Genomic DNA, 23,137 nt, shown 5'->3' on the forward strand with positions numbered 1-23,137 from the left:
TCATGGCCGGGCTTCGCGACAAGCTCCCGCTGCTGCTGGGCGCGAAAACGGCGAAGGCGCTCTCGAGTGCGCTCGACATCGAGACGGTTTCCGATCTGCTGCGCCACTATCCGCGCCGCTACGCCGAACGCGGCGAGCTGACCGACATCGCTGGGCTGGAGCTCGGCGAGCACGCGACCGTGCTGGCGCGGATCGAGAAGATCAGCAAGCGCCGGATGAAATCCCGCAACGGCACCATCCTCGACATGGTGATCACCGACGGCAAGCGACGGCTCGCGTGCGCGTTCTTCAATCAGGCGTGGCGCGAGAAGGAGCTGGCCCCCGGCAAGACCGGGCTGTTCGCGGGCAAGGTCACCGCGTTCCGGGACACGCTGCAGCTGGCCAACCCGGAGTACGAACTGCTCGACGCCGAACGCGAGGCCGAGGCGGTCGACAATTTCCTCGCCGAGATCATCCCGGTTTACCCGGCGGCGCAAGGCATGCCGACCTGGTCGATCGCCAAATGCGTGCGGCAGGTGCTGGACGTGCTGGAGGTCGGCGAGGACCCGATGCCCGAGGAACTGCGCAAACGGCACGGGCTGCCCGGCCTCGAGCGCGCGCTGCGCGGCATCCACCGCCCGGAGGACTGGGCGCACCTGGAGTCGTCGCGGCACCGGCTCAAGTGGGACGAAGCGATGGCCGTGCAGCTGATTTTCGCGCAGCGCAGGCATTCCGCGGTGTCGCGTCCGGCGAAAGCGAGCCCGCACGTCGACGGCGGCCTGCTCGACGCGTTCGACAAACGGCTGCCGTTCGACCTCACCGCGGGCCAGCGCGCGATCGGCGACGAGATCGCGGCCGACCTGTCGACCGAGCATCCGATGAACCGGCTGCTGCAGGGCGAGGTCGGTTCCGGCAAGACGGTGGTCGCGCTGCGGGCGATGCTGCAGGTCGTCGATTCCGGACGGCAGGCGGCGATGCTCGCGCCCACCGAGGTACTGGCCGCGCAGCACGCGCGCTCGCTGCGCGAAATGCTCGGCGACATCGGGATGGCGGGCGAGCTCGGCGCGGCCGAGAATTCCACCCGGATCACGCTGCTCACCGGGTCGATGGGCGCGAAGGAACGCAAGAAAGCGTTGCTGGAGACGGTAAGCGGCGAGGCGGGCATCGTCGTCGGCACGCACGCGCTGATCCAGGACACCGTGCAGTTCGCCGATCTCGGGCTCGTGGTCGTGGACGAACAGCACCGGTTCGGCGTCGAGCAACGGGACGCGCTGCGCTCGCGCGGGGCCGATTCGACGAGTCCGCACGTGCTGGTCATGACGGCGACGCCGATCCCGCGCACGGTCGCCATGACGGTCTACGGCGACCTGGAAATCTCGGCCCTGCGCGAAATGCCGGTCGGCCGCTCGCCGATCAAGACGACGGTCGTGCCGGTCGCGGAGAAGCCCGCGTGGTTCGACCGGGTGTGGCAGCGGGTCAGCGAGGAAGTCGGCAAGGGACACCAGGCGTACGTCGTGTGCCCGCGGATCGGCGACGAACCGCCGTCGGACAAGAGCGACAAGCGTCCGCCGCTCGCGGTGCTGGACGTCGCGCCGGATCTCGCCAACGGCGCGTTGAAGGGCTTGAAGATCGCCGCCCTGCACGGCCGGATGCCGACGGACGAGAAGGACGCCGTCATGCAGGCGTTCGGCGCGGGGAAGGTCGAGGTGCTGGTCGCGACGACCGTGGTCGAGGTCGGCGTGAACGTCCCCAACGCGACGGCGATGGTCATCCTCGACGCCGACCGCTTCGGCGTGAGCCAGCTGCACCAGCTGCGCGGCCGGGTCGGGCGGGGGAGCGTGCCCGGATTGTGTTTGCTGGTCACGGAAACCCTGGACGGCACTTCCACGCGCGAGCGGCTGGCGGCGGTCGAGTCCACCACGGACGGGTTCGAACTGTCCCGATTGGACCTGGAACTGCGCCGGGAGGGCGACATCCTCGGTGCGGCGCAGTCGGGCAAGCGGTCCGGGCTGAAACTGCTGTCGTTGCTGCGGGACGAGGACGTGATCACCGAGGCGCGGGCGCAGGCTCAGGAGATCGTGACGGGCGATCCGGAGCTGGCTTCGCTGCCGGGGCTGGCGCAGATGGTGGCGGACGTCGTCGACCTGGAGCGGGCGGAGTACCTGGAGAAGAGCTGAGCGGGGCGTGACCCGGGGGTTTCCCGGGCCACGCCTTCTTGCTCGAGGTTTCTCGTGGGGTCAGGCGTCGTAGAGGTCGTCGTCGGAGTCGTAGCCGTGGTTCCGGCGGCTGCTGCTGCCTCCGTAGCTGCTGCCGCCGCCGTACCCGCCGCTGCCGCCGTAGCCACCGCTGTATCCGCCGTGGCTGCTGGATCCGCCGCCGTAACTGCTGGAACCGCCGCCGTAACTCCCGCTGTACCCGCCGCTGTAACTCCCGCCGCCTGACCCGCGGTGGCCGGAGGACCGGCTCGGCTGCGGACTCACCAGATCCCAGTCGTGGTCCGGATTGCCGACATAGCCCCGGTGGTTCTTGTCCCAGTAGACCCGGTTGGAGTCCCGCGGGTCCGGGGCGCCGAACCGGGGTTCCTGGGATCCGCTCGCGGCGGAGTTGCTCTTCGGTTCGAGGTGCTTGAAGATCCGCACGTCGGAGTTGTGCGCGAAGTTCTGTTCGGGCGTGTTCCGATGGCCGGTCTGGTTGAAATGGGTTCCGGCCGAAGGGTTGTGGCCCATCACGACATTGCTGTGGCCGCGGACGATGCCGGTGGGATTGCCGAGGTAGTCGTGCGTCTGGTAGCGCCGGTTCGGGTCCATGTACCACTTGGTGTCGTCGCCGCGCCTGCGGAACTTCGGCGGCGGCGAAACGGCGTTCCGCTCGAACAGCGGCCGCATCTTGGAATGCTTGTGCGACAGGTTCTTGTAGCCGTAGTGCTCGCGCCTGCGCGCGCCGGCCGCGACGGTGGGCGGTCCCTCCTGGTAGACCCGGCCGCCGGGGGAGCGCACGCGGCGCTCCCCGTTCGGGCCGGGGCTGGGCGAGCGGGTGCGGCCCCGGCCGCGCTGGGAACCGCCGCCGGAGCCGCCGGACCCGCGCGGGGTGTTGCAGGATCCCCCGACGAGACCGAGCGGGTCGACCGAGACGTGCGGGTTGCTGACGTAGGCGTGCGGGTCGAGTCCGCCGCCGAGCCCGAGCGGGTCGGGGCTGAGGTACCGCGCGAGCACCGGGTCGTAGTACCGGTGGAAGTTGTAGTGCAGCCCGGTTTCCTCGTCGAAATACTGGCCCTGGAACCGGAGCGGGATGCCGGTGCCGCCGGACTCGGCGACGACGACGCCGAACAGGCTGCTGCGGGACTGCCACGCGATCTCGCCGCGGTCGTCGAGCAGTTCGGTCGGCGTGCCCGACGGTTCGGCCACGATGGCGAAGAACTGCTCGTCGACGCGTTTCTGGTCCGCGGAACCGGTGCGCCGGCGCTGCAGCAGCGGCACGAAGCTGCCCGGTTCGTAGTCCCACACCGTGGTTTCGGCGGCGCCGGGGCCGGAACTGGTCGCCTCGGCCAGCGTTTCGCCGTCCCACGCGAAATCGACGCGTTCGAGCAGCGTCGTCCCGTCGGCGGCGAAGTGTTCCTTGCGGATGCGGCGGCCCAGCGGATCGTAGGTGTAGCGCCAGGTCGTGGCGTCCGGGACCTCGACCGCGACGAGCCGGTTCAGCGGGCCCCAGGTGTAGGTCCAGGTCCGGCCGTCCTCGTGGCGGCGGGTGCGCATCCGGCCGGACTGGTCGTAGGTGTAGCGGACGCCGCCCGCCTCGGTGATCACCGAAGCCGGTCCCGCCCGCCTGCCGCGGCGGTCCTCGTCCTCGGGCGCGGGCCAGTCGGCGTCGACGAGCCGTCCGGTCGGGTCGTAGGCGTACTGCTCGTTCCAGCCCTGGGCGCGCACCGAGATCACCCGGCCGCGGACGTCCATCGCGAGCCAGCGCGACCCGGCCGTCCCGTCGTCGATCCGGTCGGGAAGGCCGTCGGGCCGGTAGTGGTACTGCCGGTCCTGGCCGAATTCGCCGGTCGCGGACCGGACCGCCTGCCGGGCGAGCCGTCCGGCCGGGGTCCAGGAGCGGACGATCGCCGCGTCCTGCCCGAACGCGCGGAGGGTTTCGCGGCCCGCCCGGTCGTACTCGAACCGGGTGGTCCGGCCGGCGGCGCGCACCGCGGCCGGGAGCCCGGCTTCGCGGTATTCCCAGACGCTTTCCGCCCCGGACGGCGTCTGCCGCCGGACCTGATTGCCCGCGGGGTCGAGTTCGGAGCGGACGGCGCGCCCGTTGACCGTTTCCCCGACGATCCGGCTCGCCGCGTCCCGGGTGTACTCGATGCGGGTCGTCCCGTCGTCGAGGGCGACGAGCTCGCCGAGGACGTCGTACTCGAAGCGGGTGTGCAGCGTCCCGGACGGTCCTTCGACGGTTTCCTCGACGATGTTGCCGCGCACGTCGCGGCGCAGGGTGACGACCTCGCCTTCCTGGTTGCGGATCTCGGTCAGCTCGCCGGCGGCGTTGTAGCCGTAGGACGAACTGGCCCCGCCGAAGTCGGTCTCGCGGGAGAGGTTGCCCGCCAGGTCGTATTCGTAGCGCCAGACCTGGCCCTGTTCGTTGGTCACCGCGGTGAGCCGCAGTTCGGTGTTGTAGGAGTATTCGAGCCGGGTGCCGTCCGGCCGGATCTCGGCCGAGACCAGGTCGAAATGGGTCACCTCCTGCTGGGCGATCGCCGAGGAGGCGTCGGAGTGCAGGCGGTTGTTGCCTTCTCCGTCGTAGAACCATTCCTCCGTCGAGCCGTCCGGCAGGCGGTGCCAGGCGAGCGCGCCGCTGACGGTGTAACCGAATTCCTCGGCCGCGCCGTTCGGATCGACGATCGCGGAGAGCCTGCCGAAGCAGTCGTAGGCGTAGGCGGTCGTCGCGCCGCGGGCGTCGGTGACGGTGATCGGGTTGCCCGCGTCGTCGGACACCACGGTCAGCGTCGAGCCGTTTGGATCGGTGACCGACGCGACGTGGCCCCACTCGTCGTAGGTGTAGCTGGTGGTCGCGCCGCCCGGTTCGACAACGCGGGTCACGTTGCCGCGTTCGTCGTACTCCCAGCGGGTTTCGACGCCGGGCGCCTCGGCCATGCGGACGGCTTGGCCGAAGTCGTTGCGCTCGATGGTCAATTCCGTGCCGTCCGGCCGCTGGAGGGCGACCAGGTTGTTCATTTCGTCGTAGCGGTAGGTCCGCTGCCTGCCCATTTCGTCGGTTTCGCCGACCAGGCGGTCCAGCGCGTCCCATTCGTAGGCGCGCGCCGCGCCCGTCGGGTCCACCTCGCGCACGACCCGGCCGGTTTCGTTCAGGTGGTAGGCACTGCGGCGGCCGAGCGAGTCGACGACGTGGGTGATCCGGGCGGCCAGGTCGTAGTGCATGGTGACGGTGAGGCAGTCGCCGGAGCCTTCGGTGCGCACGACCCGGCCTTCGCGGTCGTAGTGGAAGCGGTACCACTCGCCGTTGCGGTCGGTCCACTCGACGATCCGTCCCAGATTGTCGTAGGCGTAGCGGAACGGGAGGCCGGATTCGTTCGTGATCTCGGTGAGGTTGCCCGCGGTGTAGCCGTAGCGGACCAACGGCACCTCGTCCCCGTCCTTGGTGACGGTGGACAGCCCGGTCACGAGTCCGCCTTCGGTGGCGATCTGGATCAGGTGGCCGCCGCTGTGCCGCATCGCGACCGGCGTGCCGTGCTGGTCGCGCTGGAAGTAGATGTGCTCCTTGCCGCGGCCGCTGATCGAGCGGATCGGCCGGACCGGGCCGTTGCCGCGCTCGAAGGTCAGGACCCGCTCGCTTTCGCGGTCCTCGAGGACGAATCCGCCGCCGGGCTCCTCGGCGAGATACCGCGCGGGCCCGTGCTCGGCGGCGACCCACTGGTCGCCGCGCGGCCGGGGGAACACCTGGACGATCCCGTCCGCGCCGGCGAACCACACCTGGTCCTCGTGCACCTCGATCCGCTCGTCCAAAGTGGTCACCCAGGCGGGACCGAGCCATCCGCCCGCGCGGAACGACGAGAAGTGCGTGCGCTCGAAGACCATCGGCAGCGCGCTGAGGAAGGTCGCGTCGGTCTCGGCCATCACCATCTGGCCGCTCGCGACGTCGATCGGGTCGCCGGTGGTGCAGATGTTGTCGAGGCTGCGCGAGTTCTCGCCCTGTTTGCCGAGCGACCGCGAGGCGTCGCTGTTCCCCCTGGCCCCGCCTGAGGAGGAACTGCTGGAAGCCGACGTGTGCCCGCCCGCCCCTCCGCTGCCGCCGTGCTCGCCGCCGCTTTCGTGGCTGCCGCTCGAGTGGCTGCCGCCGTGGTGCCCGCTGTCCCCTCCGGCGCTGGAGGCATGCGTGCCCTCGTCTCCGCCGGGGTGAGACCTGTTCCCGGTTTTGATGTCGTTGGGAGTGTGCGTCGGCGCTGCCTTGCCGCTCTTGAGGCCCTTCAACGCTTTGCCGGCGTCCTCGAACAGCACGCCGGCCTTTTTCAGCAGCGGCACCAACGCCTTGAGCGCCTTGACCAGCTTCGAAGTGACCTTCGCGATGCTCGACGCGGTCTTGGCGACGGCGGTGACGACCTGCGGAACCACCCAGGCCATCCCGATTCCCGCGGTGAACAGCACCTGCAACGCCCACGAAATCAGGTGCCCGACGAGGTCGGCGATCGTGTCCCGCACCAGCGACCGGACGGCCGCGACGATCTCGCCCGCGGTCTTGACCCCGCTCGCCGCGCCCTCGCTGCCCTTCTGCGCGCTGGCGATCAGCGCCGAAGTGTCTTCCGCCTTCTTGCGGTAGGTGTCGGCCGCTTCGCCGTTCCAGTCCTGCAGGTCCTTCTTGACCAGCTCGGTCAGCTCCGCCGAGACGCTCTCGAGCTCCTTGGCGACATTCGTCCAGGTCTCCGCCTGGGACTTGATCTCGTCCGCTTTGCCGGTGAGCGCGTCGAGCGCCTCCTTGAGCGGCCCGACGTGCTCCATGAGCCACCCGACCCCCGCGGCGAAGATCGCGCCGAACGGATCCATCACCGCGGTGAGCACGTCGATCGCGGTGCCCACCGCCCCGATCGCGACGGCCGCCCAGTTCTTGCTCTCGATCGCGGTCTTGAGGCCGGTCGCGTCCTCCAGCAAAGGAATCCCGGACATCGCGGTCGTGGAGTCCTTCACCGGCGCGATCAACGGGTTGGTCATCGATAGTCCCATTTCCTGGTGCGCACGGGCATGACGAACAAGCGGAGCCTGACCCGCCAATCCGACGAGGCTATCGGCCGCAGTCCCGACGAGCCTCCCTGGCGGGGCGGCGATGCCTGAAGTCCCGGAACCCTTGCCCGAACACACTCACTCCCCGCTGGCCCAGCCGCCCTTGTCCGGTTCCCTGACTGTCCTTTGTGGTCACTCCGGTAAACCGCATGCGGGCCGACCTGCTTGTGTGCTGAACTGCTCCCAGCCCGATCGCCCTTCGTGCCGAGCCTCTGGAGGAATGGTGCCCGACCTGGTCATCCGCCCCGCGACCCCGCAAGACGCGGCAGGCATCGCAGCCGTCCACGTCGGCTCCTGGCAAGCGGCCTACGCGGGTTTGCTGCCGGACGAGTTCCTGTCCGGCCTGTCGGTCGAGACGCGGGAACAGTTCTGGGCTTCGAGCCTCGCGGACGCTTCCCGCCCGCACACCGTCCTGACCGCAAGCACCGGCGAGAAGATCACCGGTTTCGCGGTCTTCGGCCCCAGCCGAGACGACGACGCCACCCCTGAGACGGGCGAACTGTCGTCGATCTACCTCCTCCCGTCCGAGTGGGGCCAGGGGATGGGCCGAGCCCTGCACGAGGAGTGCGTACGCGGCCTGTCGTCCCAGTTCGAGTCGGCGACGCTGTGGGTGCTCTCGACTAATACCCGGGCCCGGAAGTTCTACGAACGGGCCGGGTGGGTCGCGGACGGAAAGACCAAGGTGGAATCGATGTCCGACGGAGCGGTGACCTTGGAGGAGGTCCGGTACCGCCTGCCGTTGGGGTAGCCGTGCTTCTTTGAGCGGGCTTCGGTTGTTGCCGTTGAGTGGCGATTGCCTGCTCAGCCTGGCTGCGATCCCGCATCATGCATTGCCGCCTTCGACGGTGACTCTCTGCGCATCTCGCCCATCAGAGTCGCTCCGCATGCCGCTCGTTGGCGACCATCGCCCGGTGCCCGGTGCCCGGTGCCCGGTGCCCGGTGCCCGGTGCCCGGTGCCCGGTGCCCGGTGCCCGGTGCCCGGCTTCGCCTGGTTCGTCCCCGCTTTGCTGCGAACGTTGAGCTAGCCCGCCGCCGAGCCGCGCTCTGGTTTCGCCCTTCTACGGCGAAACCAGAGCCGACCCGCCAGCCGCTCTTCTCCGCCCGTCGTCTGGTGCCCGACGCCTGGCTTGCCCCCGCTTCGCCGGGACCGTCGAGCGGCCGTACCCTGCTTTCGCCGTTCAGCGGCGAAAGCAGAACCGAATCACCAACCGTGACTCTCTGCCCGCCGCCCGGCTTAGCCTGCTTCGTCTCAGCTTCGCCGAGAGCGTCGAGCCAGCCCATAGCTCAGCCGCACTATGCATTCGCCGTTCCGCGGCCAAACCACCCCACCCAGCGGCCCCTCCGCCCGTCGCCGTTTTCCGGTAACAAACCCCGCCCCGGAATCAACGCCCGTAGCCATCCCCTGGCAACCGCCTGCACAACACCCCCGCCCGAGCAGCCGCGGCCCCAGCCTCCGCCGCGATCTCAGCCGTCTCCTCCGACACCGGTTCCCGCGACACGAACAACCGATAGAACACCGGCCCGCACACCGTCCGTGTCACCTCGTCCGGGTCCGTGTCGGCTGGCACTTCTCCGCGCGCCACCGCTCGCTCCACGATCACCGCGGCCCGGGCATGCCGATCCTGATAGAAGTCCCGCAACGCCTCGGCCGCCCGTTCCGAGTGGAAGGCCGCCAGCACCGCGGCGGTCGGCAGCTCGCGTTGCCCGGGGGTGGTCAATATGTGCACCACGTCCAACGCCATTCGCCGCAAATCGGCGACAAGCGAACCGGTGTCCGCCGGGCTCCACGGTTCGCCGGTGCCGAACCGCAGTGCGGCCGCGACCAGTCCTTCGCGCGACTCCCATCGCCGGTAAACCGTGGTCTTGTGCACGCCCGACCGTTCGGCGACAGCCTCGACCGTCAGATCCGGGAAACCGACCTCCGCCAGCAGATCGAGCGTCGCCCGCAAAACGGCGACGCGCGTGCGTTCCGTGCGCCCGCCCGGCCTGCTGGTCCCGGGTACCTCAGTGGCCAATCGCTACCCCTGTTGCATTAGTGTCCTCAGTATGACACCGCTGAGCACCCGTTCGCCGCTGGACGGCGACGTCGCCTCGATCACCAGCTTGATCGGCGACGCGCGCATCGTCGCGATCGGCGAGAACAACCACCACATCCGCGAGTTCGGCGAACTCCGCGACCGGTTGCTCCGCCGCCTCGTCGAGGACCACGGGTTCACGGTGCTCGGCTTCGAATCAGGCTTCGCCGAGGGCGACCTGGTGCAGCAGTGGCTCGACGGCGGCCCCGGCACGGTCGCTGAGGTCGGGCGAGAAGGATTCACCTTTTCCCTCGGCGAGTCGGCCGAGGTGCACGAGATGCTGACGTGGATGCGCAGCCACGGCGGCGTCCGTTTCTCCGGACTCGACCTGCCCAGTTCGAGCGGTTCGCCGCAGCCGGCGTTGAAGATTGTCCGCGGCTTCGTGGAGGAGGTCGATCCGGAGGTTCTTCCGCTGGTCGACGCCGCGATCGCCGCGTCCGAGCCGTACTCGGCGGTCAGCAGCGCGGTCGCGCCTGGCCGTTATGCGGCAATGACCGCTGCGGACCGGGACGCAGCCACGGCCGCGTTGACGACTCTCGTCGCGCACCTTTGTTCTCTTTCGCCAGTTTATCGGCAACGGAGCGAGCCAGGCCGGTATGCGATCGCCGAGCACCACGCGGTCGGCGCGCTTCGCGTAGACGCGTACCTGCGCGAGTTGAGCGCCATGATGTCGGGAACGGCACCGTCGCTCCAGGGGTCGTCTCGCGACACGTACATGGCCGCAACCGTGAAGCTGCTTCGCAAGCTGTACGGCGAAGGCGAGAAGATCGTGCTGATGGTCCACAACGGACACCTGCAGCGAGTGCCGTTCGCCGCTTTGCCGACCATGACGTTCCCTTCCGCGGGCACCCACCTCGCCGAGGAGTTCGGCGACGATTACTTCGCCCTCGGCCTCACCGCGGGCACCGGTACGACCACCGGCCTCGAACCGGACGAGAGCGAGCGGCTCGGCTTCCGGGTCTACGCGCAGGAGTTGGAGCCACCCGCCGAGGGCAGTGTCGAAGCGGCATTGGCCGGTGCGGATCCGTGCGTGGTCGATTTGCGGCAAGACCGGGCGCAGGGCCTGACCGGACCGTCGAGCGTGCGGCACGCGCACATGTTCACGAAGGTCGACGTCGTGCAAGCCTTCGACGCGCTGGTCTACTTGCCGACGATGTCGGTGAGCGCGCACGTCCCGGCGGAGAAGTAATTGTCGGTCTGCCAACGGTTGGCCGGCTAGCGGCTAAAGCTCTCAGCCGGTCAACCGTTGGCCACGGAGCGGCGAAACGCGTCGGTCGGACAGCAGTTTGCCTCTTAACGGCGAGCTAGGTGCCGTGCATCGTCCCCCTTGCCTTTTACCTATCAGTGCGTCGGGGCGGGCGGCTGCTGGACGGGGACCAGCCCATCGTGTGACGTCGAGTTGCCGCCGAATGTCCACCGGGATACGACCGCAGGCATGCGGAACCGAGCGGCGCGTGGCCTTTTTTCGGCAACTCTGACATTCCTGCTGGTCGCCGGGGTGCAACCGGCCGCGCTGGCGGCGAGCGGGACGCAGGACAACCCGCCGAGCTGGGCGCTCGACCGGATCGACCAGCGAACCGGCCTCGATCAGAAGTACCACTACGAATCGGACGGCTCCGGCGTCACCGTCTACGTGATCGACAGCGGCGTCGACGCCAAACACCCGGATCTGCAGGGCCGCGTCCTGCCCGGCAAGGATTTCCTCACCACCGGCACCGACACGTCGGACACCAACGGCCATGGCACCCGCGTCGCCGGAATCGTCGCGGGACACAGCTACGGCGTCGCCAAAGGCGCGCAGATCTTCCCGGTCCGAGTGCTCGACAAAGCGGGCGGCGGCGCGACCGACACGATCATCGCCGGGCTGAACTGGGTCGCTCAGAACGCCCACCAACCCGCGGTCGCGGTGCTGGGCATCGGCGGCGTGCCGAACGAGCAGCTCGACAACGCGGTCAAGGGAGTCGCCGCCGTGATGCCGATCGTGCTTCCGGCGGGGGAGGGCAGCACCGACGCCAGCCAGACCTCGCCCGCCCGAGTGCCGGAAGCGCTCACCGTCGGGGCGACCGACGTCCAGGACCAGGTCGCGCCGTTCTCGAACTTCGGCACGTCGCTCGACCTGTACGCCCCAGGCGTCGACATTCCCGCGCCGATCGCCGGAACAGCCGATGTCGGGACCTTGTCCGGCACAGCGATGGCCGCCGCGGTGGCCGCTGGCGCGGTGACCCTCTACCGGTCCGCACATCCCGACGCCGCGCCCAATGCGGTCGGCGAAGCAATTGTGCAGGACGCAACGCAGAACGTGGTCAAGAATGCGCCCTCCGGAACCGCGAATCGGCTGCTGTGCACACTGCCTGCGGGAACGCCCTGACGGTTGCGGCGCCGCGGCCCGACCAGCATCATGCATGCAGGTCGGCGTGCATGATGTCCATCACTTGGACTACGGCTCCCGCACCGCGGGACGAACCGGGTAACGTGCCTTCGATACCGATCCGAAAAGGGAAGGACCGGGCATGTTCCGCAAAGTGCTGGTGGCCAATCGCGGCGAAATCGCGATCCGGGCGTTCCGCGCAGGTTACGAACTGGGCGCGGGCACAGTCGCCGTGTTTCCGCACGAAGACCGCAACTCGCTGCACCGGCTGAAGGCCGACGAGGCCTACGAGATCGGCGAACCGGGCCATCCGGTCCGCGCGTACCTGTCGGTCGAGGAGATCGTCAAGGCCGCCAAGAAGGCGGGCGCGGACGCGGTCTATCCGGGCTATGGCTTCCTGTCGGAGAACCCCGACCTGGCCATGGCCTGCGAAGAAGCGGGGATCACCTTCGTCGGCCCGAGCGCCGAAATCCTCGAACTGACCGGCAACAAGGCGCGTGCGGTCAAGGCGGCGCGCGAGGCCGGGGTCCCGGTGCTCGGCTCGTCGGAGCCGTCCAGCAACGTCGACGAACTGGTCGCGGCGGCCGACGAACTCGGCTTCCCGGTGTTCGTGAAGGCGGTCGCCGGCGGCGGCGGCCGGGGCATGCGCCGCGTCGAGGACCCGGCTCAGCTGCGCGAGTCGATCGAGGCCGCCGCGCGCGAGGCCGAATCCGCGTTCGGCGACCCGACCGTGTTCCTGGAGAAGGCCGTGGTCGAGCCGCGGCACATCGAGGTCCAGATCCTCGCCGACGGCGAGGGCAACGTGATCCACCTCTTCGAGCGCGACTGTTCGGTGCAGCGCCGCCACCAGAAGGTCGTCGAGCTGGCCCCCGCGCCGAACCTCGACCCGGAACTGCGCGACCGCATCTGCGCCGACGCCGTGAAATTCGCCCGGCAGATCGGCTACCGCAACGCGGGCACCGTCGAATTCCTGCTGGACCGCGAAGGCAAGCACGTGTTCATCGAGATGAACCCGCGCATCCAGGTCGAGCACACGGTCACCGAAGAGGTCACCGACGTCGACCTCGTGCAGTCCCAGCTGCGGATCGCCTCCGGCGAGACCCTCGCCGACCTCGGCCTGTCGCAGGACAAGATCTACCTGCGCGGCGCCGCGCTCCAGTGCCGCATCACGACCGAGGACCCGGCCAACGGTTTCCGGCCGGACATCGGCATGATCAGCGCCTACCGCTCGCCGGGCGGGTCGGGCATCCGGCTCGACGGCGGAACCGCGTTCTCCGGCACCGAGATCAGCGCCCACTTCGACTCGCTGCTGGTGAAACTCACCTGCCGCGGCCGCGATTTCCGCACCGCGGTCGGCCGCGCCCGCCGCGCGGTCGCCGAGTTCCGGATCCGCGGCGTGGCGACGAACATCCCGTTCCTCCAGGCGGTGCTGGACGACCCGGACTTCCGCGAGGGCAACGTCACCACGTCGTTCATCGAGGAACGGCCGCACCTGCTGACCGCGCGGCACTCCGCGGACCGCGGCACGCGCCTGCTGACCTACCTCGCCGACCAGACGGTGAACCGTCCGCACGGCGAGCGGCCGCGCACTCCCGAGGCCGCGACGAAGCTGCCGAAGCTGCCCGCGGATCTCGTCCCGCCGGACGGCTCCAAGCAGAAGCTGACCGAACTCGGCCCGGAGGGATTCGCGCGCTGGCTGCGGGAAACTCCGCAGCTCGGCGTCACCGACACCACCTTCCGCGACGCGCACCAGTCGCTGCTCGCGACGCGCGTCCGGACGAAGGATCTGCTCGCCGTCGCCCCGGTCGTCGCCGCGACGGTGCCGCAGCTGCTGTCCCTGGAGTGCTGGGGCGGCGCGACCTACGACGTCGCGCTGCGATTCCTCGCCGAGGACCCGTGGGAACGCCTGGAGCAGCTGCGCAAGGCCGTGCCGAACATCTGTCTGCAGATGCTGCTGCGCGGCCGCAACACCGTCGGCTACACGCCTTACCCGACCGAGGTCACCACGGCCTTCGTCGAGGAGGCCACCGCGACCGGCATCGACATCTTCCGCATCTTCGACGCCCTCAACGACGTCGAGCAGATGCGGCCTGCCATCGAAGCCGTCCGCGCCACAGGCACCGCGGTCGCCGAGGTCGCGCTTTGCTACACCTCCGATCTGTCGGATCCGAACGAAAAGCTCTACACGCTCGACTACTACCTCAAGCTCGCCGAGCAGATCGTCGGAGCCGGGGCGCACGTGCTGGCCATCAAGGACATGGCCGGCCTGCTCCGCGCGCCCGCCGCGGCTCGGCTGGTGACCGCGTTGCGCAAGGAATTCGACCTTCCGGTGCACATCCACACGCACGACACCGCCGGCGGTCAGCTCGCCACCTACCTGGCCGCCATTCAGGCAGGCGCCGACGCGGTGGACGGCGCCGTGTCGTCGATGGCGGGCACCACGTCGCAGCCGTCGCTCGGCTCGATCGTCGCGGCCACCGATCACTCCGACCGCAGCACCGGCCTCGACCTGCACGCGATCGGCGACCTGGAGCCGTACTGGGAGAGCGTCCGCAAGATCTACGCCCCGTTCGAGGCTGGTCTCGCGTCGCCCACCGGACGTGTCTACGACCACGAGATCCCCGGCGGCCAGCTCTCCAACCTGCGCACGCAGGCGATCGCGCTGGGCCTCGGCGACCGGTTCGAGGACATCGAAGCCATGTACGCCGCGGCGGACAAGATCCTCGGCCACCTCGTGAAGGTCACGCCTTCGTCCAAGGTGGTCGGCGACCTCGCGCTGCACCTCGTCGGCGCCGGCGTTTCCCCGGCGGACTTCGAGGCGGAGCCGAACAAGTTCGACATCCCGGACTCGGTGATCGGCTTCCTGCGCGGCGAACTGGGCGACCCGCCCGGCGGCTGGCCGGAACCGTTCCGCACCAAGGCGCTCGAGGGCCGTTCGGAGGCCAAACCGGTCGCCGAACTGTCCGAAGAGGACCACAAGGAACTCGCCGACAACCGCCGCGGCGCGCTGAACCGGCTGCTGTTCCCCGGCCCCACCAAGGAATTCCTCGCGCACCGCGACGCCTACGGCGACACCAGCGTGCTCCCGAGCAAGGACTTCTTCTACGGTCTGCGCCCGGGTGAGGAGTACTCGGTGGACCTCGAGCCCGGCGTCCGGCTGCTCATCGAACTGGAAGCCATCGGCGAGGCCGACGAACGCGGCATGCGGACCGTCATGTCCACGCTCAACGGCCAGCTCCGGCCGATCCAGATCCGGGACCGGTCGATCGCCTCGGACATCCCGGCCACCGAAAAGGCCGAGAAGGGCAACCCGAAGCAGATCGCCGCGCCGTTCGCGGGCGTGGTGACGCTGCAGGTGGCCGAAGGCGACCAGGTGGCGGCAGGGGCGACCGTGGCGACGATCGAGGCCATGAAGATGGAAGCGTCGATCACCGCTTCGGCGGCGGGCAAAGTCGGTCGGCTGGCAATCACCTCCGTTCAGCAGGTCGAGGGCGGAGACCTTCTCATCGTGCTCGAATAACCGGCTCCCGCGCCACTTTTTCCTGTGCGAGGGGTCCCTTCGCTCCAAAACGGAGCGAGGGGACCCCTCGCACCATTTACGGCTCGCTTTTTCCGGGGTGTTCGCGCTAGCGTCGAAGCATGCTGATCAACGCGGTGCCGCAATGGCAGGGCGCGATCAGTCCCGGGGCGAAGGGGCTGATCGAGGGCTGCCGCGCACTTTCCGAACTCGCCGGGCACGTGCTCGGCAAGCCGGTGCACCACGTACGCCAGGACGCAGCGGCGTCCGACGTCGTCGCCGGGATAGCCAACCGGTCCGTGCTCACGGGCACGAACCGGCAGTTGCAGCTCGCTGCGCTCGAAGCGCCGGAAGGCCCGGTGCTCACGATCGGCGGCGACTGCGGCGTTGAGCTGGTCCCGGTTGGCGTCGCGCGTTTCCGTTACGGCGCAACGCTTGGCGTCGCGTGGTTCGACGCGCACGCGGACTTGAACACGGCGGATTCCTCGCCGTCGGGCGCGTATCACGGCATGGTGCTGCGGTCGTTGCTCGGCGAGGGCGATAAGGAGTTCGCCGCGAGTCCGGCGATCGAACGCGGCCGAGCGGTGCTGTTCGGTGCCCGCTCGACCGATCCCGCGGAAGAGGAAGCCATTGCCGGCGGCCTCGCCGTGCGCTCCGACGATGTCGCCGGAGCGCTGAACGCCGCCGGAGTCGACCGCGTTTATCTGCATGTGGATTTGGACATTCTTGATCCCGGCGAGTTCCCCGGAGTGAATTATCCGGAGCCCGGCGGGCTCACGATCGCTGAATTGGTTGAAGCAATCGACGGGCTTTCCGGAATGGAGGTCGTCGGTGCGGGCATCACGGAATGCGTCGGCATGGAAGTCGCCGCGCTGGAACCCGTGCTGGCCGCGGTGGGGAGGGTGCTGATGGAGGGCTGAACCTCCGCGCCGAGGCGGCGGATCCGCGCCTCGTCCGGTGAGTGGACCACGGGAACGCACGGGCAAGAAGGAGGTGTGCCCGAGACCGTGCGGAAGACGGTTCACAGAACGGCGAAAACCGCGCCGGCCGGACGATCGCCCGGATTCACCGCGACGGTGCGTCCAGGCTCGCCAATGCCACGCGCACGGCGTCGACGGCTTCGTCCGGCGCGACCCCGAGTTCCCGGCTGTGCCGGGCGTATTCGACGGCCGCGTTGAGAAGCAGCGTGCCCGGATCCGGTCGTTCGGCCGGGCCGGTCACGACGGTTCCGCGTGCCCGTGCGGTGGTGACCCAGCCGGCGGCCTCGAGCTCGCGGTACACGCGGGCGACGGTCCCGGAGGCGAGCCCGAGGTCCCTTGAAAGCTGACGGATCGGCGGCAGACGGGCGTCCCGGACGAGGGAGCCGGTCGTGATCGCGCGGATGATCTGGTCGTGCACCTGACGCCAGGGCGGAACCCCGCTTTCGGCGTCGACCACTACTCGCAGCGGCATCTACCGCGCTGCCGTGGTTGTCGCGCGCTGCTTGGGCGGCGGGCCGACGATCGCGAGAAATGCGGCGACGGTGGCCACGAACGCGAGGAACGAGGCGAGGTCGCCGACCGTCCAGCCGAGCGTGGCAGCCGTTCCGGTGCCGAGCCCGAGAGCGACGCGGGCGCTGCGCACGCGCAGTGCCTGGTCGACTTCCGGGTCGCCGGCGGCCGGACGCCGCACCGCGAGGAGCACGATGATCCACGACACCGCCGCCGCGCCGACAGTCACCGCCAGCGGGCCCCATTGCCGCAAAACGGCGAGATGCACGACGGCGGCGACAGTGGCCAGCCCGGAGACGATGACCGTCCACAACGGAGCGAAATCGAGCACGGCGCGTGGTGCCAGCACGGCTTCCCTGCGGGGTTCCCGCGAGGGACGCTGAGCGAGGATTTCGGCGGCGAGCCCGCCGAGCAGCACCACGAAGACGAGCGAGTTCGCTGTCCGTTCTCCGACGAGATTCGTCGCGCCCGGGATGAGGGGGAGACCGAGGAACAGCCACGGATACCAGAATCGACGACGGCGCAGATAGCGCACGGCTACCGGCACCTGGTCGGCAGTCGGGTTCCGCACGCCCCATTTCGCGAGCAGCCGAGCGCCTTGTTTCTCGCCTGGCCACAACACGACGAGGATGATCAGCCCGAACAGGCCGGTAATGCCCGCGACGGCGAGCGCCGAGTCGAGTTGCATCGTGGACCCCTCCCTCTTGTATCAAGTACATGCTACAAGAGGGCTGCGGGCTTTGCCGCGTGACGCTCTGTGGTCGTTTTGGCGACCCGGCGGGCCGCCGCTGAAGGCAGGTGTCCAGGTTCGCCCGTTTGCAGGCATGGCGTAGCGCACCTGGTGGTGTGTTGTCGCGATGTGCCCCTCCGACCTCGTGAACTTGTCACGAACGTGACAAGAAATCGGTTTCTTCGGGGAGTGGTGACACGTTTGGCGTTGGTTTTTCGATGTGTCGGGTGTCACCCCTCAATGGATGCGGGGGCTTCCGGCGGCGCCGCGGCGCGGTCGGGGAACCGGGGCGGAGCGAAGGAGCTGCGATGTCGGTGGAGCGGGGACTCGATCACGCTGTGCCGTCGGCTGCGCTGCCGCGCAAACTCGCCGAGATCCTGCGGCCCGAGCTGGCGAGCCTGTCCGCCGAGATCGTCGACGAAATCCGCGCGACGATTCCCGCCTACGCGCGGCCGCTCGACGGTCCGTACGGGAGATCGATCCGCGCGGGCGTCGAGTATGCGATCACGTTGTTCGTCGCGCAGATCGCCGACCCGCGGGCGTCGAAGGAACAGTCGCACGAGGTGCACCATCGGCTCGGGCAGAACGAGATGCGGGAAGGGCGGAGCCTCGACACTCTGCAGTCGGCCTACCGGGTCGGCGCGCGTGTGTCGTGGCGCCGGATCATGCGCGTCGGACGGCGGGCTGGCCTTTCGTCGGCGGTGATGTCGCAGCTGGCTGACGCGATGTTGGCGTTCATGGACGAATTGGCGTCGGTCGCGCTGGATGGCTATTTAGAGGCGAAAGCTCGCACCGCCGGCGCATTGGACACTTGGCGGCGACGGTTGCTCGGCGTCCTGCTGGAGGTCCCGGCCGCTCCGCCGAAGGCGATCGCGGAGCTGGCCCAGCTGACCGGGTGGGCCGTGCCGGAGCAGGCGTCGCCGATTGCCGTCCAATCGCCGCTGAACGGCAGGGCTCGTCGGCACGCGACGTTGGACTCGGACGTGCTGGCGGAACTGGACTCCGCCGAGCCGTGCATCGTCGTGCCCGGCGCGGTCAATGGCGCCCGGCTCGCGACACTTCAGGCTGCGCTGCCGAATTGCCGGCTGTCCGTCGGGCCATGTGTGCCGTTGGCGAGCCTCGCCGATTCCCTGCGCTGGGCGCGCCGGACGCTGGTTCTCGCCGATCGGGGGCGAATCCCTGGTGAGCGGGTGCTCCGCGCGGAGGAACATCTCGCTTCCTTGCTGGTGCGCTCGGACGGCGCGCTCACCGACCTCCTCCGCACCCGGCTTTTCGCCCCCCTGGCGGACATGACCGACAAACAACAGGAGCGTCTGCTCGAAACGCTGCGCGCCTGGCTCGACAGTCAGGGGAACGTGGTCGAGATCGCCGAACGCCTGCAAGTCCACCCGCAGACGGTGCGGTACCGCATGCGCCAATTGCAGGCGACCTTCGGCGAGCTGCTGCGCGATCCAGCCGCGCGGTTCGAAATGGAACTGGTCTTGCGCGCGGCCGCGGACGACCGGCCACGTTCGGGGCTGTCTTGGCCGCAGCCTCTCGCCGGGGCGAATATGGTGCCCGCCAGCCGTCGGCCGACTTCGCTCGAAAATTCGTCCGGTCCAAGGTCGGGCAGGTGATTCAGGCTCGCCAGTATTTCCGGGGTCGCTTTGTCTCGAGCAGAAGGGACGCGGGCCCGGCGGGGAGGGAACGCAACCCGGCGAACACCAGGACGGACAGCGTCGGAATCGCTGGTAGCAGCCAACGTAGCCGCTCAATGGCGAATCTTGTGTGGTTTGCGGGTGAGGCTGGAGCAGCGTGCGATGAGCGCGGGCTGACGTTGGCGGCCTATGGGCGTTCGGCTTGGCTTGGGACGACCCTTCGCGGTTTCACAAGACCGTCATGCTGGGAGAGAAGCCGGGTATTTCGGCCGTCGGGTGGCACTGCACCAGAAGGTCTTGCCAGCCAGAACTTTTGTAGTGGGTTTGCAGGCGAAGGTGAAGCCGTCGATGCCGGGGACGTTGCCGGTAGTCGAGAAGGAGATGCTTCCGGGATTACCGGGAGCGGTGTAGGAGACGGCCGACGAGGCAGTCGGCACGATCGGCAGCGCGATGGGGTCGTTTCCCTTGCCTGCCGAGGTTGCGGTTTCAGGGATCGTGAACCCGATGACAGAAGGCGGCGACGCGAGCCCGCGGAGGCCGACAGCGACAAGTCGAAGGTGGGTCCGTCCGCGGCGCCTCGTAGTCCGTCGATTCCTGCGGCTTGGAGGATTGCGCTGACGAACCCGGTAAGGGTGAGTGCTCCGCCGAACTCCGTCAACGTGACGGTGTCTCCCCGTCCGGCAGAAGCTGGTCCCGTGAAGTGTGCCGTGATCTCGGCGGGCTCGGGCCCGAGCGGGCCTAGCAGGCACGACAGTTGCACCGGCTGATCCGCTCCGAGTGTGTACTCCGTTCCGCCGGCGGCTGAGGCCGGTGGGGATCCAGCCAATACGGTGGCGGCTAACGCGGTTGTTGCCACGCATAATTTCCTCATTGATGACGGCACAGGTTTCCGCCCTTCATTGACGTTGCCTTCGTGGCGGTGCGCGCTTGGCTGGATTGTCATGGTCTGAGCGTGCCGCGCATTCCGGTGCTGGCGGATCCCTCGCGGGCGAGCGGATGACCGATCGGCCGCGTGCCGCGATGCTGCTGGACGAGCGGCGACCGGTGCGGGTGCCGGGGTCGGGGCGCCGGGCTCATGGTCGTGGTCGGTCGGCGGCCACCGGGTGAAGCAGCGGAGCGAAACCGGTGCTGCCCGGTCGTCAGCGGGCTGGCGGAACCTTGACCGAACACCGTTCCACCAGCCGGTGCGGTGTTCGGTCTCAGCCAGGAGGCGGTGTGCTGGGGATGGGCTTGCACTTGGTGTGATCCGGATAGTCCTTGGCGGGGCAGGAGCCGAAGTTGACGTTGACGACCTTGGCCTGGTTGACGTTCGTCGTGGTGGAGGCCATGCCGGTGAGCAGCGGGCTGAGCGGTTCGGCGGTGCCGCAGTGGACGAACGGCGGCAGGGCGAAACCCCGGTAGTCGGGGTCGGGCGAATTCGGGTCCGTGCTGAGGATGCCGCCCTTCAAGGCGCTGTACGCACCGGACAGGCTGAGCGAGATCGGCTTGGCGGTGACGCAGTCCGGGCCGAGGTCAAGCGGCACGCCGTTGATTCTGGCGTTGCTCATCCGGGCCATGACCTGGATGTGCGTGGTCAGGAAATCGCCGGAGAGGACGAGCTTGCCGGTGAACTCGATCAGCTTGGAGTTGCGGTAGTCGACGGGCAGGAACTCGACGGTGGCGGTCACCGGAACGAAGCCGAAGCCGAGGAACGTCGCGTCGACCGGGCGGAAGCCGACGTTTCCGCTGATCGTGCTCGGGTCGTGCTGGAGATAGTCGGGCGGGATGAGCAGCACCGTCCAGGTTCCGTTGAGCACCCCGGTCCGGGCGCTGGCGACGGTCGCGCCCAGCCGGTAGACGGACGAAGTCGCCGCGACCTGGACGTAGTCGAGCGGGGTGATGAGCGGGAAAGGAGGGTCGTCCTGCGGCGAAGCCGCGTCGCGGCGGGATGAAGGCGGCGGCGACGGCGCGGTGCTCGGCTCAGCCGGCTTCTTCGGGGCAGTCGTGGGCGCTCCGGTGGCGAGGATCGACACGAGGGTGGTGGTCTGGTCGGGAAGAAGGGTGCAGGCGACCGGTGCGGTCTCGGTGGCGCCGTCGGCAGCCGGTTTCACCGCGATGGTCGGGGCTCCGACGTCGAAGCTGACCTTGCCGGGGACGGTAATTGCCTGTTCCGGCAGGTCCGCGGTCGCGGTGAGCTTCACGTCGCCGGCCGGCGGCAACGGGGTCGCGGCGATCGTGAACGGAGCGGGGATCGCGGTGCTCTTGTCGCCTTGGCGCGCGGTGAGGTCGAGGGTCAGGCCGCCGCGGATACCGTCTGGGGCATCTGGTGCCAGCTGGACGGCGACGGCGCGCGGAAGCGTGAAAGACGCGGTCAGGGAACGGAATTTCAGCGCGGACCCGACCGGCACCGTCGCGGGCACGGTCGCGGAGACGGTGAGGGTGATCTGCTGCGAGCCGGCGGGGGCGGCGAACGGGCAGTCGAGGACGATGTCCTTGCTGACACTCTGTTCGCTGGCTGACAACGGGGGCGGTGCGGCGGGGGTGGGTGTCTCGGTCGAGGCGGAGCTGACGCCGGTGAGGGCGCCGGTGCCGATCGACAGTGCGCCGAGTACTGCAAGGGCGAGGGAAGCTGGGCGGCGGCGGGCGGAGCGCCCGCGTGGGTTCGGCATCGTGTACCTCCTCGCCCTGCGGTCCGGAAAATGGGTTCCGAGCGAAGTTACCGGTGAGTTTCGCCGGTGCGCAAGCATGGGTGGCGGACGGTCGTTTTCCGTTGCGGGAAAAGGGTTTTCTTATGGCCGGGAGCTAGTCTGGAGCCGGTTTTTCATCGGAAACTGACAAAGAATTCGCGCGTTCCCCGCGCAGGCCGCGGGACTGGGAACATCTCTGCGGGAAGCACGGAGGAAGGAGCTGCGATGGCGGCCGGACGCCGGAGATGGCGCAAGGCAGCGACGGCGGTCTTCGCGGTCGTCGTAGTGGGCGCAGGGACCTCGTCGAGCGGTCCGGCAGCCGCGACGTCGGCGCCGCAGCCGACGCGACCGAATGCGGCGGGAGCGCAGCGGGAGGCAGGCAGTGCGGCCGGCGCGGCGAACGTGCCGCAATTGACCGCCGCGGGCGGGCTTTACCAGTGGGGGACGCAAAAAGCGCCCTCGCCCATGCCACCGGCCCTGACCTCGGGTCTCTCCGCGGTTTCGGCCGGAGGAGAGTTCGCGATGGCGCTCAAGAACGGTGCCGTGCTCGCCTGGGGCGACAACAATTTCGGCGAAAGCGAAGTGCCGGCGGAACTGTCGTCGGGCACCAGCCAGATCGCTGCGGGCTGGACGCACGGCCTTGGACTCAAGAACGGCAAGGTGTATGCGTGGGGCAACGATTGGTACGGCCAGACGGAGCTTCCCGCGTCGGTCTCCAGCGGGGTCACGGCGATTTCCACCAGTGCGGTGCACAGCCTCGCGTTGCTGGCGGACGGCCGGGTGGTCAGCTGGGGGAGCCGGTCGGACGTTCCGGACTTCGCGCAGTCCGGCGTCAGCGCGATCTCGGCGGGCGGGGATTACAGCCTCGTGCTGAAGAACGGCTCCGTATTCGCCTGGGGCAGCAACACTTTCGGCCAGGCGACGGTTCCCGAGGCGGCGCGGTCCGGGGTGACTGCGATTTCGGCCGGGTATGAGCACGGTCTCGCGCTGAAAGACGGCGGAGTGATCGCCTGGGGGCACGACAACGACGGCCAGACCGAGGTCCCCGCGGCGGCCAAGAGCGGGGTCGTCGCCATTGACGCGGGGTGGAACCACAACCTGGTGGTCAAGGCGGACGGGTCGATGGTCCTCTGGGGCAACAACACCTACAGTCAGGCGACGGTGCCGAAACCGCCGGTGTGCGGACCGGTCACCGGTGCGTCGGCGGGCTACGAGTACAACCTGGTGATCACGGATCTGTCGATCCGCTGCCGCCGGTGAAGCGCCAGGCGCGAGGGTGCAGGGCCGCGTTTCCGGTGCGCTGGAACGGGGTCACGACTGTTCGTCTCGGGTCGAGCCGGTTCCCGGACGCTGAAGGGAGCCGATTTCCGGTGCACTGGGAAGCTCGGGTGTTGAACAGGT

At 69.0% G+C, this 23,137-nt stretch carries 13 protein-coding genes; 8 read left to right on the top strand and 5 right to left on the bottom strand.

Annotated elements, in window-relative coordinates:
• The first annotated feature begins 2 nt into the window (after positions 1-2).
• Positions 3-2,156: an ATP-dependent DNA helicase RecG gene (gene recG, locus EIZ45_RS20410; protein ID WP_043835411.1), complete on the top strand. Its 2,154-nt coding sequence runs from the start codon at positions 3-5 to the stop codon at positions 2,154-2,156.
• A gap of 60 nt (positions 2,157-2,216) precedes the next feature.
• On the opposite strand, the gene EIZ45_RS20415 is transcribed toward recG, so the two are convergent.
• Positions 2,217-7,184 (bottom strand): RHS repeat-associated core domain-containing protein, encoded by a 4,968-nt coding sequence (locus tag EIZ45_RS20415; RefSeq protein WP_167756507.1) that lies wholly within the window; start codon positions 7,182-7,184, stop codon positions 2,217-2,219.
• A gap of 289 nt (positions 7,185-7,473) precedes the next feature.
• Here EIZ45_RS20415 and EIZ45_RS20420 point away from each other — a divergent pair, with 289 nt between their 5' ends.
• Positions 7,474-8,001, top strand: a complete 528-nt coding sequence (locus EIZ45_RS20420; protein ID WP_134665529.1) for a GNAT family N-acetyltransferase — start codon at positions 7,474-7,476, stop codon at positions 7,999-8,001.
• Between the two features lie 634 nt (positions 8,002-8,635).
• Here EIZ45_RS20420 and EIZ45_RS20425 read toward each other — a convergent pair.
• Entirely contained in the window at positions 8,636-9,268 is a 633-nt protein-coding gene (locus tag EIZ45_RS20425) for a TetR/AcrR family transcriptional regulator (RefSeq protein WP_134665527.1), read from the bottom strand.
• 31 nt (positions 9,269-9,299) lie between these two features.
• On the opposite strand from EIZ45_RS20425, the gene EIZ45_RS20430 reads away from it, so the two are divergent.
• The 4 genes from EIZ45_RS20430 to EIZ45_RS20445 all read left to right on the top strand — a co-directional run bounded on the left by EIZ45_RS20430 (position 9,300) and on the right by EIZ45_RS20445 (position 16,133).
• Positions 9,300-10,517 (top strand): erythromycin esterase family protein, encoded by a 1,218-nt coding sequence (locus tag EIZ45_RS20430; protein WP_134665525.1) that lies wholly within the window; start codon positions 9,300-9,302, stop codon positions 10,515-10,517.
• A gap of 246 nt (positions 10,518-10,763) precedes the next feature.
• Positions 10,764-11,696 (top strand): S8 family peptidase, encoded by a 933-nt coding sequence (locus EIZ45_RS20435; protein WP_106961417.1) that lies wholly within the window; start codon positions 10,764-10,766, stop codon positions 11,694-11,696.
• A 142-nt stretch (positions 11,697-11,838) separates the two neighbouring features.
• Entirely contained in the window at positions 11,839-15,216 is a 3,378-nt protein-coding gene (locus tag EIZ45_RS20440; RefSeq protein WP_043835404.1) for a pyruvate carboxylase, read from the top strand.
• A 119-nt stretch (positions 15,217-15,335) separates the two neighbouring features.
• On the top strand, positions 15,336-16,133 hold the full coding sequence (locus tag EIZ45_RS20445; protein ID WP_134665523.1) for an arginase family protein: 798 nt from the start codon (positions 15,336-15,338) through the stop codon (positions 16,131-16,133).
• Between the two features lie 145 nt (positions 16,134-16,278).
• Here EIZ45_RS20445 and EIZ45_RS20450 read toward each other — a convergent pair whose 3' ends face one another.
• Both EIZ45_RS20450 and EIZ45_RS20455 read right to left on the bottom strand, forming a co-directional pair.
• Entirely contained in the window at positions 16,279-16,665 is a 387-nt protein-coding gene (locus EIZ45_RS20450; protein WP_134665521.1) for a GntR family transcriptional regulator, read from the bottom strand.
• Entirely contained in the window at positions 16,666-17,391 is a 726-nt protein-coding gene (locus EIZ45_RS20455; protein WP_037811688.1) for a hypothetical protein, read from the bottom strand.
• Between the two features lie 350 nt (positions 17,392-17,741).
• Here EIZ45_RS20455 and EIZ45_RS20460 point away from each other — a divergent pair, with 350 nt between their 5' ends.
• A complete protein-coding gene (locus tag EIZ45_RS20460) occupies positions 17,742-19,049 on the top strand; it encodes a CdaR family transcriptional regulator (RefSeq protein ID WP_134665519.1) in 1,308 nt (435 codons plus the stop codon).
• A gap of 1,220 nt (positions 19,050-20,269) precedes the next feature.
• Here EIZ45_RS20460 and EIZ45_RS20465 read toward each other — a convergent pair.
• On the bottom strand, positions 20,270-21,718 hold the full coding sequence (locus EIZ45_RS20465) for a DUF6801 domain-containing protein (protein WP_205670068.1): 1,449 nt from the start codon (positions 21,716-21,718) through the stop codon (positions 20,270-20,272).
• A 243-nt stretch (positions 21,719-21,961) separates the two neighbouring features.
• Here EIZ45_RS20465 and EIZ45_RS20470 point away from each other — a divergent pair, with 243 nt between their 5' ends.
• Entirely contained in the window at positions 21,962-22,996 is a 1,035-nt protein-coding gene (locus tag EIZ45_RS20470) for a hypothetical protein (RefSeq protein WP_134665515.1), read from the top strand.
• Positions 22,997-23,137 lie beyond the last annotated feature (141 nt).

Origin of the sequence: Amycolatopsis sp. CFH S0740 (assembly GCF_004522315.1) — a bacterium.
Classification (GTDB): Bacteria; Actinomycetota; Actinomycetes; order Mycobacteriales; family Pseudonocardiaceae; genus Amycolatopsis; species Amycolatopsis nivea.

Excerpts from the sequence above, each read along its gene's own strand:
- recG (WP_043835411.1), top strand. The coding sequence starts at position 3 with ATGGCCGGGCTTCGCGACAAGCTCCCGCTGCTGCTGGGCGCGAAAACG.
- EIZ45_RS20415 (WP_167756507.1), bottom strand. The coding sequence starts at position 7,184 with ATGACCAACCCGTTGATCGCGCCGGTGAAGGACTCCACGACCGCGATG.
- EIZ45_RS20420 (WP_134665529.1), top strand. The coding sequence starts at position 7,474 with ATGGTGCCCGACCTGGTCATCCGCCCCGCGACCCCGCAAGACGCGGCA.
- EIZ45_RS20430 (WP_134665525.1), top strand. The coding sequence starts at position 9,300 with ATGACACCGCTGAGCACCCGTTCGCCGCTGGACGGCGACGTCGCCTCG.
- EIZ45_RS20435 (WP_106961417.1), top strand. The coding sequence starts at position 10,764 with ATGCGGAACCGAGCGGCGCGTGGCCTTTTTTCGGCAACTCTGACATTC.
- EIZ45_RS20440 (WP_043835404.1), top strand. The coding sequence starts at position 11,839 with ATGTTCCGCAAAGTGCTGGTGGCCAATCGCGGCGAAATCGCGATCCGG.
- EIZ45_RS20445 (WP_134665523.1), top strand. The coding sequence starts at position 15,336 with ATGCTGATCAACGCGGTGCCGCAATGGCAGGGCGCGATCAGTCCCGGG.
- EIZ45_RS20450 (WP_134665521.1), bottom strand. The coding sequence starts at position 16,665 with ATGCCGCTGCGAGTAGTGGTCGACGCCGAAAGCGGGGTTCCGCCCTGG.
- EIZ45_RS20455 (WP_037811688.1), bottom strand. The coding sequence starts at position 17,391 with ATGCAACTCGACTCGGCGCTCGCCGTCGCGGGCATTACCGGCCTGTTC.
- EIZ45_RS20460 (WP_134665519.1), top strand. The coding sequence starts at position 17,742 with ATGTCGGTGGAGCGGGGACTCGATCACGCTGTGCCGTCGGCTGCGCTG.
- EIZ45_RS20465 (WP_205670068.1), bottom strand. The coding sequence starts at position 21,718 with ATGCCGAACCCACGCGGGCGCTCCGCCCGCCGCCGCCCAGCTTCCCTC.
- EIZ45_RS20470 (WP_134665515.1), top strand. The coding sequence starts at position 21,962 with ATGGCGGCCGGACGCCGGAGATGGCGCAAGGCAGCGACGGCGGTCTTC.